Source organism: Mesorhizobium sp. YL-MeA3-2017, assembly GCF_030814575.1.
GTDB lineage: Bacteria > Pseudomonadota > Alphaproteobacteria > Rhizobiales > Rhizobiaceae > Mesorhizobium > Mesorhizobium terrae.
Genome location: NZ_JAUSVH010000001.1, coordinates 2435954 through 2452928, shown reverse-complemented (window position 1 = coordinate 2452928; position 16975 = coordinate 2435954). Strand labels below are relative to the sequence as shown.

The 16975-nt window shown below is 64.7% G+C and carries 18 protein-coding genes and 1 tRNA gene; 6 read left to right on the top strand and 13 right to left on the bottom strand.

All coding sequences use genetic code 11. The features are described from left to right. Positions 1-24: 24 nt before the first annotated feature. Positions 25-957, bottom strand: coding sequence for a phytanoyl-CoA dioxygenase family protein (locus QFZ88_RS11570; protein WP_024922863.1), 933 nt, complete (start codon positions 955-957; stop codon positions 25-27). 130 nt (positions 958-1087) lie between these two features. Between QFZ88_RS11570 and QFZ88_RS11565 the strand changes: the two genes are divergently transcribed. After that, positions 1088-1948: a helix-turn-helix domain-containing protein gene (locus tag QFZ88_RS11565; RefSeq protein ID WP_024922862.1), complete on the top strand. Its 861-nt coding sequence runs from the start codon at positions 1088-1090 to the stop codon at positions 1946-1948. A gap of 35 nt (positions 1949-1983) precedes the next feature. Here QFZ88_RS11565 and QFZ88_RS11560 read toward each other — a convergent pair whose 3' ends face one another. The 6 genes from QFZ88_RS11560 to QFZ88_RS11535 all read right to left on the bottom strand — a co-directional run bounded on the left by QFZ88_RS11560 (position 1984) and on the right by QFZ88_RS11535 (position 6917). Further along, positions 1984-2847, bottom strand: coding sequence for a sigma-70 family RNA polymerase sigma factor (locus QFZ88_RS11560; protein ID WP_024922861.1), 864 nt, complete (start codon positions 2845-2847; stop codon positions 1984-1986). Between the two features lie 10 nt (positions 2848-2857). After that, positions 2858-3316, bottom strand: a complete 459-nt coding sequence (locus tag QFZ88_RS11555; RefSeq protein WP_024922860.1) for a carboxymuconolactone decarboxylase family protein — start codon at positions 3314-3316, stop codon at positions 2858-2860. A 134-nt stretch (positions 3317-3450) separates the two neighbouring features. Then, positions 3451-4653, bottom strand: coding sequence for an aromatic ring-hydroxylating oxygenase subunit alpha (locus QFZ88_RS11550; protein ID WP_024922859.1), 1203 nt, complete (start codon positions 4651-4653; stop codon positions 3451-3453). Between the two features lie 330 nt (positions 4654-4983). Continuing rightward, positions 4984-5337 (bottom strand): DUF2934 domain-containing protein, encoded by a 354-nt coding sequence (locus QFZ88_RS11545; RefSeq protein ID WP_024922858.1) that lies wholly within the window; start codon positions 5335-5337, stop codon positions 4984-4986. A gap of 149 nt (positions 5338-5486) precedes the next feature. Next, positions 5487-5563, bottom strand: a tRNA-Arg gene (locus QFZ88_RS11540). 190 nt (positions 5564-5753) lie between these two features. Then, positions 5754-6917, bottom strand: coding sequence for a M20 aminoacylase family protein (locus QFZ88_RS11535; protein WP_024922857.1), 1164 nt, complete (start codon positions 6915-6917; stop codon positions 5754-5756). A gap of 201 nt (positions 6918-7118) precedes the next feature. Here QFZ88_RS11535 and QFZ88_RS11530 point away from each other — a divergent pair, with 201 nt between their 5' ends. Next, entirely contained in the window at positions 7119-8291 is a 1173-nt protein-coding gene (locus QFZ88_RS11530; protein ID WP_024922856.1) for a D-alanyl-D-alanine carboxypeptidase family protein, read from the top strand. A gap of 19 nt (positions 8292-8310) precedes the next feature. Beyond that, entirely contained in the window at positions 8311-9435 is a 1125-nt protein-coding gene (locus QFZ88_RS11525) for a CobW family GTP-binding protein (RefSeq protein WP_024922855.1), read from the top strand. A gap of 75 nt (positions 9436-9510) precedes the next feature. On the opposite strand, the gene QFZ88_RS11520 is transcribed toward QFZ88_RS11525, so the two are convergent. The 5 genes from QFZ88_RS11520 to QFZ88_RS11500 form a co-directional block, all read right to left on the bottom strand. After that, entirely contained in the window at positions 9511-9744 is a 234-nt protein-coding gene (locus tag QFZ88_RS11520) for a sulfurtransferase TusA family protein (RefSeq protein WP_024922854.1), read from the bottom strand. Between the two features lie 41 nt (positions 9745-9785). Then, complete coding sequence (locus tag QFZ88_RS11515; protein ID WP_024922853.1) at positions 9786-11093, bottom strand: L,D-transpeptidase family protein; 1308 nt, start codon at positions 11091-11093, stop codon at positions 9786-9788. Positions 11094-11332: 239 nt separating this feature from the next. After that, positions 11333-12283 carry an acetyl-CoA carboxylase carboxyltransferase subunit alpha gene (locus QFZ88_RS11510; protein WP_024922852.1) on the bottom strand — a complete coding sequence of 317 codons (951 nt, stop codon included), beginning with the start codon at positions 12281-12283 and terminating at the stop codon, positions 11333-11335. 97 nt (positions 12284-12380) lie between these two features. Continuing rightward, entirely contained in the window at positions 12381-13295 is a 915-nt protein-coding gene (locus tag QFZ88_RS11505) for a site-specific tyrosine recombinase XerD (protein ID WP_024922851.1), read from the bottom strand. 19 nt (positions 13296-13314) lie between these two features. Further along, entirely contained in the window at positions 13315-13467 is a 153-nt protein-coding gene (locus QFZ88_RS11500; RefSeq protein ID WP_024922850.1) for a hypothetical protein, read from the bottom strand. 146 nt (positions 13468-13613) lie between these two features. On the opposite strand from QFZ88_RS11500, the gene QFZ88_RS11495 reads away from it, so the two are divergent. The 3 genes from QFZ88_RS11495 to QFZ88_RS11485 are packed head-to-tail and all read left to right on the top strand — an operon-like array spanning position 13614 to position 16257. Continuing rightward, positions 13614-14225: a shikimate kinase gene (locus QFZ88_RS11495; protein ID WP_024922849.1), complete on the top strand. Its 612-nt coding sequence runs from the start codon at positions 13614-13616 to the stop codon at positions 14223-14225. Next, on the top strand, positions 14222-15343 hold the full coding sequence (gene aroB / locus QFZ88_RS11490) for a 3-dehydroquinate synthase (RefSeq protein WP_024922848.1): 1122 nt from the start codon (positions 14222-14224) through the stop codon (positions 15341-15343). The genes QFZ88_RS11495 and aroB overlap by 4 nt, the downstream gene beginning before the upstream one ends. Further along, positions 15340-16257: a transporter associated domain-containing protein gene (locus tag QFZ88_RS11485; RefSeq protein ID WP_024922847.1), complete on the top strand. Its 918-nt coding sequence runs from the start codon at positions 15340-15342 to the stop codon at positions 16255-16257. The genes aroB and QFZ88_RS11485 overlap by 4 nt, the downstream gene beginning before the upstream one ends. On the opposite strand, the gene QFZ88_RS11480 is transcribed toward QFZ88_RS11485, so the two are convergent. Then, positions 16208-16918, bottom strand: a complete 711-nt coding sequence (locus QFZ88_RS11480; RefSeq protein ID WP_024922846.1) for an aquaporin — start codon at positions 16916-16918, stop codon at positions 16208-16210. The two genes, QFZ88_RS11485 and QFZ88_RS11480, sit on opposite strands and share 50 nt — an antisense overlap. Positions 16919-16975: the final 57 nt, after the last annotated feature.

Below are 16975 nucleotides of genomic sequence, written 5' to 3'. Positions count from 1 at the left end.
AGGAGAGAAGATTGGCGCTTGATTTCACCACTGCGCCAGCCCCAGCAGCTTTTCGCCGAGCGGGGTCAGCTTTGCCGTGGCGGCGTTGTGCTTTTCCCAGTCGCGCGGATCGCCCGGGAAGGCGTCGCGTCGCGGATGGTCGAGTTCGCGCCACAAGCGGATGCGTTCCTGGCGCTCGGTTTCGTTGGTCCATTCGGCCGGGTGCATGGAGATGTATTGCGCCATGCGGACCCGGTTGTCGGAATGGTTGGGGCGCACGCCATGGGCCAACAGCGAGTTGAAGATCATCAAGTCACCGGCTTCCATCTCGATGTTGACGGTCGCCTGGCCGGTCATGTCGGGATGCATCGGGTCGCGGTCGGGCGCTTGCGTTTTCTCCCAGGCATCGAAACCGGAGAAGAGCGAAGGCACGCACTGGAAGCCGCCGACGTCGCCGTCCTGCTTCTGCAAGCTGAGCACGCCCTGCACGCCGATCGGCAGGGGACGGATCGAGGTATCGACATCCCAATGGATGAAGCCGTTGGGATTGCCCTTGACCTTCCTGGGCGGGTTGAGATTGGCGCGGTCGATCGTCACCCACAAATCCTCGCGGTCCCAGATGTCGACGAAGGCGTCGTAGATGCGCCGCTCCATGCGATTGTCCCAGAGATACTGGTGATTGTAGATTTCCAGCATGCCGGTGTTGTTGAGTTCCTTCATCTTGTGCTCGCGCCGCTGCGGCGCATACCAGGTGGAAGGATCTGCGGGGTCCTTCTCGTCGAAGCGCCAGAGCAGATCGACGAGGTTGTCGACATTCTCAGGTGGCACCGCCTGGCGCACGATGACATAGCCATTGCTGATCCAGTGCTGCCAGTCGTCCTCGGAGAGGACGCGCAGCGGCAGTGTCTTCCGGATGTCTCGCAATTGCGTCGTCATGCCAGTGGTGGGGTGGTGGTCTCTGACAGTCGCTGCTTGCATGATGATCTCCCTGGATGATGCCGCGCGACGCGGTGCATGCAGCCAAGAATAGGGACCGTGCGGCCACGATGTTGTCGCGCTTCGGCCAATTCTGGTACTATTGCAGCGTTTCTGGAATCAACGACGCCATATGAAGCCCTATCTTGAACGCGTGCCAGCCAGTCCGGATAGTTCCTGGAGTATGCTGAACCGGCGGCTCGACGACGGCATTCCGTTCCAGTGGCACCATCACCCCGAGCTCGAACTGACGCTGACGCTGAACTCGCGCGGCCACCGCTTCATCGGCGACCATGTCGGCAGTTTCGACGGCATCGACCTGGTGCTTGTCGGCCCCAACCTGCCCCACACATGGTCGTCGTCGGAGAGGCTCGATCCGGCCCTCCCGCATGTCGCGCTGGTTATCTGGTTCCGGCAGGAGTGGATTGAGACGATCACCCGTTCGTCGGTGGAATTCGGCGCGGTGGCGGCGCTCGTCGCCAGGGCCGGCGCCGGCTTGCGCTTTTCGACAGCCGCCGCGATGGCGCTGGCCGACGATTTCGGCCGGCTGTTCGATCTGCCGGCGCCGCAACGGCTGCTGGCCATGCTGGGCATCCTCGGCCAACTGGCGGAAGACGCGGATGCCGTCGCGTTGTCCAGCGAAGCCTTCGCGCCCGTGGAACGGGATGCGGGCGCGGAACGCATCGACCGTGTGTTGACCCATATTCACCAGTTCTATGCCGAGGAAATCCGGCTGGACGATCTTGCCGATGTCGCCGCCCTCAGCGTGTCGGGAACCCACCGGCTGTTCAGCCGGCACATGCGTACGACGATTTCGGAATACATCATCCGCCTGCGCATCGGCGATGCCTGCGCGCGGCTGTCGGCAACCGGCCAGCCGATCCAGCATATCGCGAGTGCGGTCGGCTATGGCTCGCTCGCCAACTTCAACCGCCAGTTCCGGCGGCTGCGGGGCATGTCTCCGCGGGACTACCGGGCGCGGTTCCGGCTTTAGCGGCCGTCACGCGGGAGCCGGCCGGGCAGAGCGCCTCAGTGCACCGTCGTGCCCACATGCCTGAGCTTATCAGGGTTCCTGACGACGTAGATCGCGTGGATGCAGCCGTCGTCGATTTCCAGTGCAGTGGTCTGGAGGATGTTGCCGCGCTCGATGGTGACGAAGCCCGGTAGGCCGTTGATCACACCATAACGAAGCAGGCGCGACGGTTCCTCGGCAAAAACAGGCGCGAACCGCGCGAAGAAATGCAGGACGTTGTCGAGGCCGGTGAGCGGTTTCTTGCCGGCCGGCGCCTTGCCGCCGCCATCGGCGTATAGCGTCACATCCGCCGCGAGCAAGGTGCGCAGCCTCTCCATTTCGCCATCTCGGGATGCGGCGAGGAAAGCTCGCGCGATCTCGAAGCCATGTTGCTTCGGCACGAGGTAGCGCGGGCGGTCGGCGCGAACATGGATGCGCGCCCGGCGCGCCAGCTGGCGACAAGCCGTGGGCTCGCGGCCGATCGTCGCCGCGACCTCCTCATAGCCGAGGCCGAACACATCGTGCAGCAGGAAGGCTGCACGCTCGAGCGGCGACAGCCGCTCCAACGCCATCAAAAGCGGCAAGGTGACGGTGTCGACCTCCTGGTCGACCTCCTCCACCACCGGTTCCGGCAGCCAGGGACCGACATAGGTCTCGCGCCGGCGCCGGATGGCCTTGAGCCGGTCCAGGCACAGACGCATGACGACCCGACGCAGGAAGGCCTCAGGTTCGTTAACTTCCCGGCGTTCGGTGCCCAGCCAGCGCACGAATGCATCCTGGACGGCGTCTTCGGCATCGGCGACGGAACCCAACATGCGGTAGGCGACACGAAAGAGAACCGGCCGCAGCGGATCGAAGATGGCGGTGGCGTCCTTGTCCATGCCGGTATCGTCAGGCAGCCTTTTTCGCTTCGGCCGGGTGAACGCGGCGGAAGCCGATGTTGATGCGGTTCCACGCGTTGGTCAACGCAATCAGCAGCGACAGTTTCACCTGCTCGGCCTCGTTGAACTGTGCTTGCAGGGTTTTGTAGGCGTCGTTCGGCGCATGGGTCTGGGACACAAGTGTCAGGGCTTCGGTCCATTCCAGCGCTGCCCGCTCGCGGGCGGAATAGAGCGTGGATTCGCGCCAGGCACTCAGAAGATGAAGGCGGTCCTCCGATTCACCCTGTTTGCGCGCGTCTTCAACGTGATGGTGGATGCAGAAGGTGCAGCCATTGATCTGTGCCGCCCGCGTCATCACCAGTTCCTTCAGCAAGGGTTCCAGCTCGTCATCCTGGATGGTTTTGCCAATCTCGATCCAGGGCTTCATAGCCGCGGGGTTGGCGGTAAAGGGGTTCGGCCTTTGTGCCATAGTCGTCTCCTGTCGCAATCGTACAGACATGACGACCGGCTGCCGCGTTTTGTGACATGCGGCGTGACCTTTTTCGCCCAAGGGACGCTTATCGACGACAGGCCGCGGCACTGGAAGATGGCACGGCCGGGCGGCTATGCCTGGCTGAGCAGCGCGTCGTTGAGGGCTGCCATGTCCTTCTCGTCCGGCTGGATTTTCAGGGACAGCACCGGCAGGCGCGCCCGCATATGGTCGTGATGGGTGCGCACGCCATATTCGAGGTCGGACAGGTAGAAGCCGGCGAAGGCTTCCGACTGCATGGATTCGTTCGACCAGACGGAAAGCTGCACGTCCTCGGCCATGGTGTCGCGGTCGATGCGGAAGGCGAGATAACGCGCCGCCGCCTGTTCGCGGCTTTCCTCGGCGTGGCGGTAGATGGCGCCGCGCAGCAGGGTCTCGCCGGTCGAGAGCGGGAACTCCTGGTAGAACTGCACGGATTCCGGCGTCACCGCGATCACCGCATTGGGGAAGATGCCGTAATAGATCCAGGCCTTCTTCAGCATGTCGGGCAGATGCGCCGGCTCGGGTGCGATGGCGACGTAGTTCTTCACGCTCCAGCGGCGGCCGGCATGCGGATTGTAGGTGGCGAAGGAGCGCGAGACGCCATTGACGAAGGGTTCGTCGTAGTAGGTCGAGCCGTAGAGGTCCTGCAGCGCCGGATGCGCCATGGCGACGTGATAGCCTTCATTGTCGACGTCGCGTACCGACTTCCAGTTGACCGGGCTTTTCTGGGTCCAGATGCCCCAGGACGGCACCATGTCGGCAGCACAATAGGGCGCGATCTCGGCCTCGATCGGCTTCAAGAGTTCCGCCACCGAAGGCTGCGGTCCACCGTCGCGGAAGCGGATGAAGATAAAACCCATCCAGATTTCGAGGTCGAGCGGCCTCAGCCCGAACTCGGTCTTGTCGAGTTCGGGGAAGGAGCGCGGGCGGGCGGCGCCGCGCAGGGTGCCGTCGAGATTGTAGACCCAGCCATGGAAAGGGCAGACCAGCGCGTTGGCGCAATGGCCCTGGCTGTCGGCCACCACGCGGCTGCCGCGATGCCGGCACAGATTGTGGAAACCGCGCACGACGCCGTCCTTGCCGCGCACGATGAGCGCGCGCTCGCCGATGACATCCATGGTCAGATAGTCGCCGGGGTTTGGCATGTCGGAGACATGGCCGGCGATCTGCCAGTGGGTGCGGAACAGATGCTGCTTTTCCAGTTCCAGAAACGCATCCGAGTGATAGCTCCAGCCGGGCAGGCCCTTGCGATCCCAGTCATTGGGGACGGCTACGTCGCGGATATGCGGGTTCATGGAGAGAGCTTTCTTATTGAATATTCATTCAATAAAAGCATATTTTACATTGAAATGCAATGAGTTGTGAGATTTCGAATTCAAGTCACGTGAAATGTGAATGGCGGCCGACGGGAATTTTTCCCGTCTTTCCCGGCACTTAATCGCCATCCGGCGCGCGTGGATTTTTGTTGGAACGGCGACGGGAAAAGGCCGACATGACGCGCCTTCCGCGCCCGCCATCCCGGGCGCGTGCGACCGCGCGGCGCGCCCATGCCGAAGCCAGCCGACCGCCAAAGGCCGCCGGCCTCCAAAGTGCGTCGAAGGCGAACGGATGCAGCGTTGCGGAGATTATCCGGCCTTGGCGGGAACCTTCGGCTTAGCGGCCTTCTTGGGTGCCGGCTTGGCGGCCTTGACCGCTGCCGCCGGCGCCTTTGCCACCTTGGCTGGGGCAGCCTTCGCAAGCGCGGCGGGCGCCTTTGCAGCCTTGGCCGCTGTGGCCTTGGCAGGAGCCTTCGCCGGTTTCGCGGCAGCCGCCTTGGCGGGTTTCGCGCTGGCGGCGCGCTTCCCGGGCTTCTTGTCTTCCGCCTCGATTTCACCCGCGGCCTGATGCCAATGCCGCTCGTCGGCGCCGTGCGGCCTGCCTTCGCGTTCCCAGATCGCATGGGCTCGTTGCCGGATGCGTTCTTGTCTTTCATCTGCCATTAGGAAGTCTCCCGAGCTCGATCGACGCCCGCGCGACATGGCCGGAAACCATGCGCAGCCGCAGGTTGAACGCCGTCATATTCACGCAAGGCGATGATCGTGGCAAGCCCGGCGCGAAACCGGGAAATGACGGGTGGGAGGCACCTGATTGGTGATCCCGACAGGAATCGAACCTGTGACCTACAGATTAGGAATCTGCCGCTCTATCCTACTGAGCTACGGGACCACGCGGGCGAACACATAGCCGTTTCAGGCCGCTTCGCCAAGGGCCGAGCGAAGGGAACGCCCGTGCCGCCTTGAAGCAGGGGAAGAGATGCTGCAACGCTGGGAGTTGCGGCACCATCGATGACGGCGAGACAATCGCCGTGTTGTCTGCCCCTCTCCGCCATTTCTTGGGGTGAAGAACGGCGCCAAGCTCAGGCGGCGAGTGCCGTCTCGGCTAGTTTCACCCAATAGCTGACGCCATGTGGGATGACTTCGTCATTGAAGTCGTAGGCCGGGTGGTGCAGGCCGGCGCTGTCGCCATTGCCGATGAAGATGAAGGCGCCGGGACGGGCCTCGAGCATGTAGGAAAAATCCTCGCCGCCCATCACCGGCGGGATCGCGCGCAGCACCTTGGCGTCGCCGGCGACCTTGGCCGCGACATCGCCGGAGAAGACGGCTTCCTCAGGATGGTTGAAGGTGACGGGATAATTCGCCTCGTAGTCGACCTCGATGACCGCGCCATGGGCGGCGGCGAGGCCGGCGCTGATCTGGCGCATGCGTTCCTCGGCTTTCCTGGCCACCTCCGTCTTCAGCGAGCGGATGGTACCGGCGATCTCGGCGGTCTCGGGAATAACGTTATAGGCGTCGCCGGCATGGAATTTGGTGACCGAAACGACGACCGATTCGACCGGGTCGGTGCTGCGCGAGGCAATGGTCTGCAGCGCGCCGACCAGCTGGCTGGCGATGACGACGGGGTCGATGGTGCCGTGCGGCATCGCGGCATGGCCACCGCGACCCTTGACGGTGATGGTGAACTCGGCGGTCGCCGCCATGATCGGACCCGGACGGATGGCGAACTGGCCGACGGGAAGGCCTGGCATGTTATGCATGCCGAACACCCGGGCGATGCCGAAGCGGTCCATCATGCCTTCCTTGACCATCTCGTTGCCGCCGCCGCCGCCTTCCTCGGCCGGCTGGAAGATGACGGCGACGGAGCCGGCGAAATTGCGCGTCTCGGCGAGATATTTCGCCGCGCCCAACAGCATGGCGGTATGGCCGTCATGGCCGCAGGCGTGCATCTTGCCCTGCGTTTGCGAGGCGTAGGGCTTGCCGGTGATCTCGGTGATGGGCAGCGCGTCCATGTCGGCGCGCAGGCCGACCGTCGAGCCGTTGCCCTTCGCGCCGCGGATGACGCCGACCACGCCGGTCTTGCCGATGCCGGTCACCACCTCGTCGCAGCCGAATTCCTTCAGCTTTTCAGTGACGAAGGCGGCGGTCTCGAACACATCGAAATTCAGCTCCGGCCGCTGGTGGATGTGACGTCGCCAGCCGGCGATCTCTTCCTGCAGTTCGGCGGCGCGGTTCAAAATGGGCATAGGTCACAAACTCGCTGTTGGTCGGCTTGGCCGGCTTGGTCTCAATTGTGATCAGCCAACGCTTTGCCTTGCTCCCGTCACATAGGCTAAATAGCGCAACGTCACCATGCGCAAGAGGGCGGGTGGCGAGATTGGCGATCCCGTGGGACAAATCTTACGGAGGCCAGGGTGACTGCGGCAAGAGCGATTTCGGAATTGATGATGAGGCCAGGGTATTTGCTGAAATTTCTTGTGGCCGGCGCGGCCGCCTTGCCGATGTTCGCCGCCCAACCGGCCGCGGCCAATCCGGTCGTTTTGTTCGATCTCGACAATGGTCGCGTGCTTGAGCATCAGGACGCCTTCAAGCGCTGGTATCCGGCCTCGCTGACCAAGCTGATGACCGCCTATGTCGCCTTCAGGGCGGTTGCGGCTGGCGAGGTGGCGCTGAATTCGCCCATCCGCATGAGCAAGCTGGCGGTCAAGCAGCCGCCGAGCAAGATGGGCCTGAAGCCCGGTTCGGTGCTCAGGCTGGACAGCGCCATCAAGATCATGGTCACCAAGTCGGCCAACGACGTCGCCATGGCGATCGGCGAGAATGTCGGCGGCTCGCAGGAAGCCTTCGCCGAGCGCATGAACGCGGAAGCGGCGCGGCTTGGCATGACCGGGACGCATTTCGTCAACCCCAACGGCCTGTTCGAGCCCGACCAGTACACCACGGCGCGCGACATGAGCCTGCTGGTGACGGCGCTGCGTCGCGATTTTCCGCAATACACGGGCTGGTTTTCCATCGAAGGCCTGGCCTTTGGCAAGAAGAAGATCCCCAACTACAATCTGCTGGTGGGCCGTTATCCCGGCGCCGACGGCATGAAGACGGGCTTCGTCTGCCCGGCCGGCTTCAACATGATCGGCACGGCCACCCGCAATGGCCGCACGCTTGTGGCCGTGGTGCTGGGCGAAAAGTCGGCCATCGCGCGCGCTGATGCTGCTGCCGCGCTACTCAACCAGGGCTTCGACATGCCGGCCGCAAGCGCGACTAGCCTTGCCGGCCTGAAACCCTATGGCGATACGCTGACCCCGACCGACATGCAGGAAGAAGTCTGCAAGAAGCAGCCGAAGGAAGCGCAGTCGGAAGAAGCGGCACCCGCGCCGGTCAGTGCGCCGAAATCGCCCTGGCGCGAGAAAATCGTCAATCCGAAGTTGGTGACGGTCGGCCTGGGCGGCGCCACCGGCCCGGTGCCGAAGGCCATGCAGGGACGCGTCGAGGTTGCCGATACGGCCACCGGCGGCAAGCCGGCCAATGTGCCGGTGCCGGCTTGGCGGCCGGACCGGCCGGAGCCGGTCATGGTGATGCCATTGGCGGTGCAGGGCGACCAGCCGGCGAAATCGGCCAACTGACGACAGGGGTATCTGCACGATGGCTGCCGTCTTCCCCATTCCGGTCACCGTGCTGACCGGCTTCCTCGGCGCCGGCAAGACGACGCTGCTCAACCGGCTCCTGAAAGATCCGGCGCTGACCGACACCGCCGTCATCATCAACGAATATGGCGACGTGGCGATCGACCATCTTCTGGTCGAACAGGCCTCGGATGGCATCATCCAGCTTTCCGACGGTTGCCTGTGCTGCACGGTGCGCGGCGAACTGGTCGACACACTGGCCGATCTCGTCGACCGGTTGCAGACCGGCCGCATCGCCACCCTGGCGCGGGTGGTCATCGAAACCACCGGCCTGGCCGACCCGGCCCCGGTGCTGCAGTCGATCATGGCGCACCCGGCGCTGGTGCAGGCCTTCCGCCTCGACGGCGTGGTCACGCTGGTCGATGCGGTCAATGCGGAAGCGACGCTCGACAGCCATGTCGAGGCGGTGAAGCAGGTTGCGATGGCAGATCGTTTGGTGCTCAGCAAGACCGATCTCGCGGCAGCCGGACAGGTCGCGTCGCTGACCGCGCGGCTGAAGGCGATCAATCCCGGTGCGCGGCTTTTGGATGCCGGCGAGGCGAATGCCACGGCGCTGCTCGACAGCGGACTCTACAACCCGGCCACCAAAAGCGCCGACGTGCGGCGCTGGCTGGGCGAGGCGGCCGACGAGGAACACCACCATCACGATCATGATCACGACCATCACCACGATCATGATCATGATCATGACGGGCATGGTCACGCACACCGCCACGATGCGCGCGTGAAAACCTTTTCGCTGGTACATGACGGGCCGGTCGCCTTCTCGGCGATCGACATGTTCTTCGACCTGTTGCGCTCGACCCATGGCGACAAGCTCTTGCGCATGAAGGGGGTCATCGAGCTGAAGGAAGACCCCACGCGCCCGCTGGTGGTGCATGGGGTGCAGAAGCTGCTGCATCCGCCGGTGCGCCTGCCGGCCTGGCCGGACGCGCAACGCGGCACCCGGCTGGTGCTGATCACGCTCGATATGCCGGAAGATTATGTGCGGCGGCTGTTTTCGGCGCTCACCGATCGTCCGGCCATCGATACGCCCGACCGCGCAGCACTCGAGAACAACCCGCTGGCCATCGCCGGGCGGTAGAGGGCGCCTCTAACTTGCGGTGCTCCCAATCAAAACTAGAGCGTCCTTTGCGCGTCCAAAAGGACGCGCGGCGCTCTAGGCGCCGCGTTCCACCAAAAAACGGTGGCCGCCTGTCATGGCGGCGGTCTCGACCAGCCGGTGGCCGCTGTCGGCGCAGAAGGCCGGAATGTCGATGACGGCGAGCGGGTCGGTGGTTTCCAGCCAAAGCTGGCCGCCGGGTTTCATGCCGGCCAGGCGCTTGCGCGCCTTCAGCACCGGCAGCGGGCAGTTCAGCCCCTTCAGATCATAGACGGCGGGTGCCTTGGTCACGGTGCGGGCTCGGCGGGAACGATGGTGGCGGTGTCCGGCGGTCAGCCGCCGAACATGCCGAAGAGCTTCTTCTTGATCTGCGACAGGCGGCTGCCGTCGCCATTGTCGGCGGTCTGCGCGTCGGTGGCCGGAGCGGTGGCGTCCGCCGCCACGGTCGCGGTGGTCTCGACCGGCTGAGCAGCCTTGTTCTTGGCGGCTTCCTTGGCGGCCAGAGCCTCGGCCTTGGCGCGTTCCTTCTCGGCCTTGGCAGCGGCAATCATCGCCAGTTTCTGTTCCTCGGCCCGCTTCTTGGCGGCCTTCTCGGCGTCGAGCGCCGCCATCTTGCGGCCAAGCGGCGAATCGATGCGGCCCATCCGTTCGGTGTTTTCGGTGACCGTTCCGTCATGGTTCATCGACGGCGGCTCGATGGTGACACGTTCGCCGCGGGCGCGGCGCTTCGACCAGTCGGAGACGACGCTGGCTTCCTTGACGCCGGCGATGGAAGCCTTGGGCGCCGGCGTGGACGTGTTGATGGCGCTGGCGAAGGCGGCGTCATAGGTCTTCTGATAGGCGCCGTAGGCCACCTTCAGCGGGTCCGGCGTGGTGCTCATCGGGCAGGCGCCGGTCGGGTTGAAGCTCTGCCCGTCGGGCGCGACCTGATTGAAAACGTAGCGCTTCTCGCAGACGTCGACCTTCGGCGGCACCTTGGTGATCTCGAAATTGTCGTAACCGACCTTCAGCATCTTCCAGAAGTCGTAGTTCGGGTCGTTGCGGTAGCGCGCCATGTTGGCGGCGGTCATGCGGAAGGGGAAGGCCTGGATCTGGAACTCGGTCTGGCCGCCCTTGAAGGCGTCGCGCGCGAAGGCGTAGATTTCCTCGATCTGCGGGTCGTTCATCGAATAGCAGCCCGACGACGAGCAGGCGCCGTGCACCATCAGGTTCGAGCCGGTGCGGCCGTTGGCGCGGTCATAGGCGTTGGGGTAGCCGATGTTGAACGACAGGTGGTATCCCGACTTCGGGTTCATCTGCCCGGGGCGCACCGTGTAGAAACCTTCCGGCGCCTGGCGGTCGCCCTCGGTGTATTTCGGACCGAGCTTTCCGGAATAGCGGCAGATCGGATAGGTGGCGATCACCTCGTAGCGGCCATTGGTCTTCTGCTTCCAGACCTCGACGACGTTCTCTTCCTTGAAGATGCGGCCGACGATCGGGGCATTGCGGTTCATGCCCTTGGCGCGCATCTCGGCCAGGACCTTTTCCGGCAGCTGCTTGTTGGCGCCTTCCGGGACGAAGTCGGTCATCGATTTCTGGTTACAGCCGGCGACGCCGAGAACGGCGATCAGGAAACCGGTGCGTGCGAGTTTCGCGAACATGGATGCGCTGTCGTCTTCCGTTTATGCGCCATAGGCTTCAGTGCCCGAGCGCTATATCGAACATCGGCGGACCTTAAGCCCGTTAACCTTGAAAATTCCTTACCGCAAGCGGTCCGCACCGTCTTCGCGACATTGTCACAGAACCCAGGGCGGCGGCAATTTTGTGGCGAAAATCCGGCGATCCCGTCACATTTGCCGCCTCCGGGGCGGCAACGGCCTGTCGTCGACCCCAGGCGGAGCTAGAGGGTGCGGCCCATCGCGAGATATTTCTCGCGGCGCTGCTCGCGGAAATCGGCGTTGGAGCCGGCAAACTCCTTCATCGTCTTGGCGATGAGGTCGCCGGTCGCGGCAATCACCTTTTCCGGCTCGCGATGGGCGCCGCCGAGCGGTTCGGGGACGATGGCGTCGATGATCTTGAGCTCGAGCAGGTCCTGCGCGGTGATCTTCATGTTGGTCGCCGCGTCGCGAGAGCGCGTGGTGTCGCGCCACAGGATGGAGGCGGCGCCCTCGGGCGAGATCACCGAATAGATGGCGTGTTCCAGCATATAGACGCGGTTGGCGGTGGCGATGGCGATGGCGCCACCGGAGCCGCCTTCGCCGATGACGATCGAGATCGACGGCACCTTGAGCCCCAGACCCGCCGAGATCGAGCGGGCGATGGCCTCGGCCTGGCCGCGTTCCTCGGCATCGACGCCGGGGAAGGCGCCGGCGGTGTCGACGAGCGTGACCAGCGGCACCTTGAAACGGTCGGCAAGTTCCATCAGGCGCACCGCCTTGCGGTAGCCCTCGGGCCGCACGGAACCGAAATTGTGCTTGAGGCGGCTCGCGGTGTCGGAACCCTTTTCCTGGCCGAGGATAGCGACCGATTCCCCGCGGAAACGGGCGAAGCCGCCGATCATGGCCTGATCCTCGCCAAAGGCGCGGTCGCCGGCTAGCGGCGTGAAGTCGGTGAACAGGCCGTCGATGTAGTTCAGGCAGTGCGGACGATCAGGATGACGGGCCACCTGCACCTTCTGCCAGGGGGTCAAGGCCTTGTAGGCGTCGCGCAGCGCATCGCGCGAGCGCTTCTCGAGCCGGGCGATCTCGTCGGCGACGTCGACCGCTTCGCCGTTCTCGGCGAGTTTCTTGAGTTCGAGGATCTTGCCCTCAAGATCCTGAACCGGTTTTTCGAAATCGAGATAATTGTACATTCGTGAGCGGACCGCTGCGCCGGAAAACAGAAGGACGGGAAGCCGTGACGGCAGTTCCGAGCTATGGAAACGTCGCCCTCACATAGCGACACCGGGCCTAGTCGGCAAGCGGATGGTGATCGTTCACCAGTCTGACCAGCCTTTCCTCCAGCACATGGGTGTAAATTTGCGTGGTGGAGATGTCGGCGTGGCCGAGCAATTGCTGCACGGCGCGCAGGTCGGCGCCGTTCTGCAAAAGGTGGCTGGCAAAGGCGTGGCGCAGCACGTGCGGCGATATCTTCGTGGCGGCAATGCCGGCCCGCGCGGCCAGCCCCTTCAGTTCGCGCGCGAAAACCTGGCGCGGCAGGTGGCCGCTGTCGGAGGCTGAAGGGAACAGGAACGGGCTTTCGGCATAGGCTGGCAGCTTGGCCCGCGCGGCAAGCCAGGTTTTCATGGCGATGCGCGCCTTGGCGGACAGGGGCACCATGCGCTCCTTGTTGCCTTTGCCGCGCACCATGAAAAAACGGTCGTCGCGCTGCGCCACCGTCACCGGCAGGCCGACCAGCTCGGAAACGCGCAGGCCGGTGGCGTAAAGCACCTCGACCAGCGCATGCAGCCGCAACGCGGCAAGCTGGTCGCCGCCCGGCGGCGGTTCGACCGCCTCTGTCGCGGCACGGTCGAGCAGGCGACCGGCCTCGGCCTCGCCCATGGTCTTGGGCAAGGGGCGGCCCTTTTTCGGGCTGTCCAGCGTGCCGGTCGGGTCATCCTGGCGCAGGCCCTCGGCATAGAGGAACTTGAAGAACTGCCGGAGCGCCGAAAGCTTGCGCGCCTGCGAGGTTGGCGCGAAGCCCTGCGCGGCGATGCCGTCTAGATAGGTGCGGATGTCGGCGGGCGCCGCGTTGGCGAGGTCGCCCTTGATGGTGGCGGCGGCGTCCTCAAGGTCGCGGCGATAGCTCGCCAGCGTGTTTTCGGCAGCACCCCGCTCCGCGCTCATCATTTCGAGGAAGGCTTCGATGCGGGCGGCGCTGCTCATCGCGCTTGGGCTTCCAGGCCTAGTTCTTCTTCGGATTGAGTTTTTCAGGCGGGATGCGCACGGAAAGCTCGGCCTGTTTCGGCGACACGAACATCACCAGCGCGAACATGGCGCCATAAGCGAGGCCGGCCAGGATCGCCAGGGTCACGACGAAGCGGAACAGGGTCGGCATGGGTCTGGTGGGCGCCTTGATTCGTCGGGGTTGCCGGGACCGTGCCGTTATGGGACGGCGATTCCGCCATTTCAAGGGCGCGCATGCGCGCCGCGGGCGGGCGCTGCGCTTGACGCAAGGGGGCTTTTGATGTCGATACGCCGGCAATGAATGCGCAAACAACCCCTTCGCAGGACGAGAACCACGCGCCGCTGATCGAACAGCTCGGCCACCGCTCCATCGTCTTTGTCGGATTGATGGGGGCGGGCAAGACGGCGATCGGCCGCAAGGCGGCTTCCGCGCTCGGCCTGTCCTTCATCGACAGCGACCAGGAGATCGAGGATGTGTCGCGCATGACCGTTCCCGACCTGTTCGAACGGTATGGTGAGACCGAGTTCCGCGCGCTCGAACAGCGCGTCATCCTGAGACTGCTGGAACATGGCCCGCAGGTGCTGTCGACCGGCGGCGGTGCCTTCATGAACGCGCAGACCCGCGAGGCGATCGCCGCACACGGCGTCTCGGTGTGGCTGAAGGCCGATCTCGATCTCCTGATGGACAGGGTATCCAAGAAACAGAACCGGCCGCTCCTGAAGACGCCGGACCCGCGCGCCACGCTGCAAAAGCTGATGGACGACCGCTATCCCGTCTATGCGGGTGCCGACGTGACCGTGCCGACCCGCGACGAGCGCAAGGAAGTGATCGCGGCCGAGGTGATTGCGGCGCTCTACAATCATTTCGGCATCCAGGCGACCATGCCTGCCGGCGGGGAGCACGCATGAACGACAAGACCGTTACCGTCGAGGTGGGGCTTGGCGACCGCGCCTATGACATCCTGATCGGGCCGGGCCTGATCGCACGGGCCGGCGAGACGCTGTCGGCCAGGTTGCCGGGCACACGCGTTGCCATCGTCACCGACGAGAATGTTGCGGCACATCATCTCGAAACGCTGAGGGACGGGCTGGAGCGCGGCGGTGTGGCGGTGGCGGCTGTCGTTACCCTGCCGGCCGGCGAGAAGACCAAGAGTTTCAGCCATCTTCAGGATGTGGTCGACGCGATCCTCGCCGCCAAGCTGGAGCGCCGCGACGCGGTGGTGGCGCTGGGCGGTGGCGTCATCGGCGATCTGGCCGGTTTCGCCTCGGGCATCGTGCGGCGCGGCATGGATTTCGTGCAGGTGCCGACGTCGCTCCTGGCACAGGTCGATTCCTCGGTCGGCGGCAAGACCGGTATCAACAGCGCGCGCGGCAAGAACCTGATCGGCGTCTTCCATCAGCCGAAGCTGGTGCTGGCCGACAGCGGCGTATTGGACACGCTGCCGATCCGCGAATTCCGCGCCGGCTATGCCGAGCTTGCCAAATACGGGTTGATCGACCGGCCGCATTTCTTCGCCTGGCTGGAAAAGAACTGGCAGGACGTGTTCGCCGGCGGCGATGCCCGCATCGAGGCGATCGCCGAAGCCTGCCGCGCCAAGGCCGACGTGGTGGCGCGCGACGAATTCGAGACCGGCGACAGGGCGCTGCTCAATCTCGGCCACACATTCGGCCATGCGCTGGAGGCGGCGACCGCCTATGACAGCGAAAGGCTGGTGCATGGCGAGGGCGTGGCGATCGGCATGGCGCTGGCGCACCGCTTCTCCGCCCGGCTGAACCTCGCCAGCCCAGACGATGCCGCCCGAGTCGAGACGCATTTGCGGGCCGTCGGCCTGCCGTGGCGCCTCGCCGATATTCCGGGCGACCTGCCGGGCGCCGAAAAGCTGTTCGACTACATCACCCAGGACAAGAAGGTGTCGCGCGGCGCGCTGACCTTCATCCTGACGCGCGGCATCGGCCAGTCCTTCATTGCCAAGGACGTGCCGGCTTCCGAGGTGCTGGCCTTCCTGAAAGAGGCACTCGCGGGATGAACGCCGGCTGGATCGTCGCTAGCCTGTTGTGCGCCGCGATCCTCTTCGCCATCGTGCTGCGCAAGCCGTTGCTGGCGATGTTCGACCTGGAGCTTGCCAACCGCAAGCGCCGGCGTCTGTCGCAGCAGGAGACGCGCGCCATCATCCAGCGGCTGCGCAGCGAAACCCAGGCCATGAAGGACGACCGCAGCCGGGTCGAGGCGTTATTGGCGCTGAGCGAGCTGGAAGTCTCCGACGTCATGGTCCACCGCACCAACATGCGTTCGATCAACGCCGACAATGCGCCCGATATGATCGTGCGCGAGGTGTTGCAAAGCCCGCATACGCGGCTGCCGCTGTGGAAGGGTTCGCTCGACAACATCGTCGGCATCCTGCACGCCAAGGACCTGCTGCGCGCGCTCAACGAGGCCGATCACGACTTTTCCTGCATCGACATCCTGAAGATCGCCGCGAAGCCGTGGTTCGTGCCCGACACGACCAGCCTCGACGATCAGCTCAACGCTTTCCTGCGCCGCAAGGCCCACATCGCCATCGTCGTCGACGAATATGGCGAGGTGGAGGGCCTGGTGACGCTGGAAGACATCATCGAGGAGATCGTCGGCGATATCGCCGACGAGCACGACGTCGAGATGCAGGGCGTGAAGCAGGAGGCCGACGGCTCTGTCGTGGTGGAAGGCACGGTGCCGATCCGCGATCTCAACCGCGCACTCGGCTGGGCCTTGCCGGACGAGGAAGCGACGACCATCGCCGGCCTCGTCATTCACGAGGCGCAGTCGATACCGGAAGAAAAGCAGGCGTTCACGTTCCACGGCAAGCGCTTCGTGGTGATGAAGCGCGACAAGAACCGCATCGCCCGTCTGCGGATCAGGCCGGCGTCTGTCGAGGGTCCACCGCAGCCCGCAGCGAAGCCGTAACCGGCTTCGGCCAGAAGAAACGGCCCGCCGCGATCGCTATCGCCGCGCCGGCGAACTGGGCGATGACATATCCAGGGACATGCTGGGGCATAATGCCGGCCGCCGTTCCGGTGAAGGCGCGGATGATGGTCATCGCCGGGTTGGCGAAGGATGTCGAGGCGGTGAACCAGTAGGCGGCGCCGATGTAGAGGCCGACGGCGGCCGGCACCACCGTTGGTCGCCTGGCCGTGCAGCCGGTGATGACGAGGATCAGCCCGAAAGTGGCGATGCCTTCGGCGAACCAGAGCCCGGGCCCGCTGCGGGCTGTCGCGGACAATTGCAACAGTGGCAGTTCGAACATGGCGTGTGCGGCCCAGGTGCCGGCCAGGAAGCCGGCGAGCTGTGCGGCTACATAGGGGACAAAGTCACGCCATTTGAGCTCACCGTCGGCGGCGAAGGCCAGGCTGACGACGGGATTGAGATGCGCGCCCGAAACCGGACCGAAGGTCCAGATCAAAACGACCAGCATGGCCCCGGTCGACATCGAGGTGACAAGCAGCGCGAGTGCGGCTGACGCCTCCGCCAGCTTCGCCCCCATGATGCTCGACCCCACGACGGTGGCGAGCAGGAAGGCCGATCCGAGCGCTTCGGCGGCCAACCGTCTGGAAAGAGGTGTGTCCATGTCCCCGACCCCATCTGGGAGTTTCCGTCCGCGCGTGAAAGCGGTCACCGGCGGCTT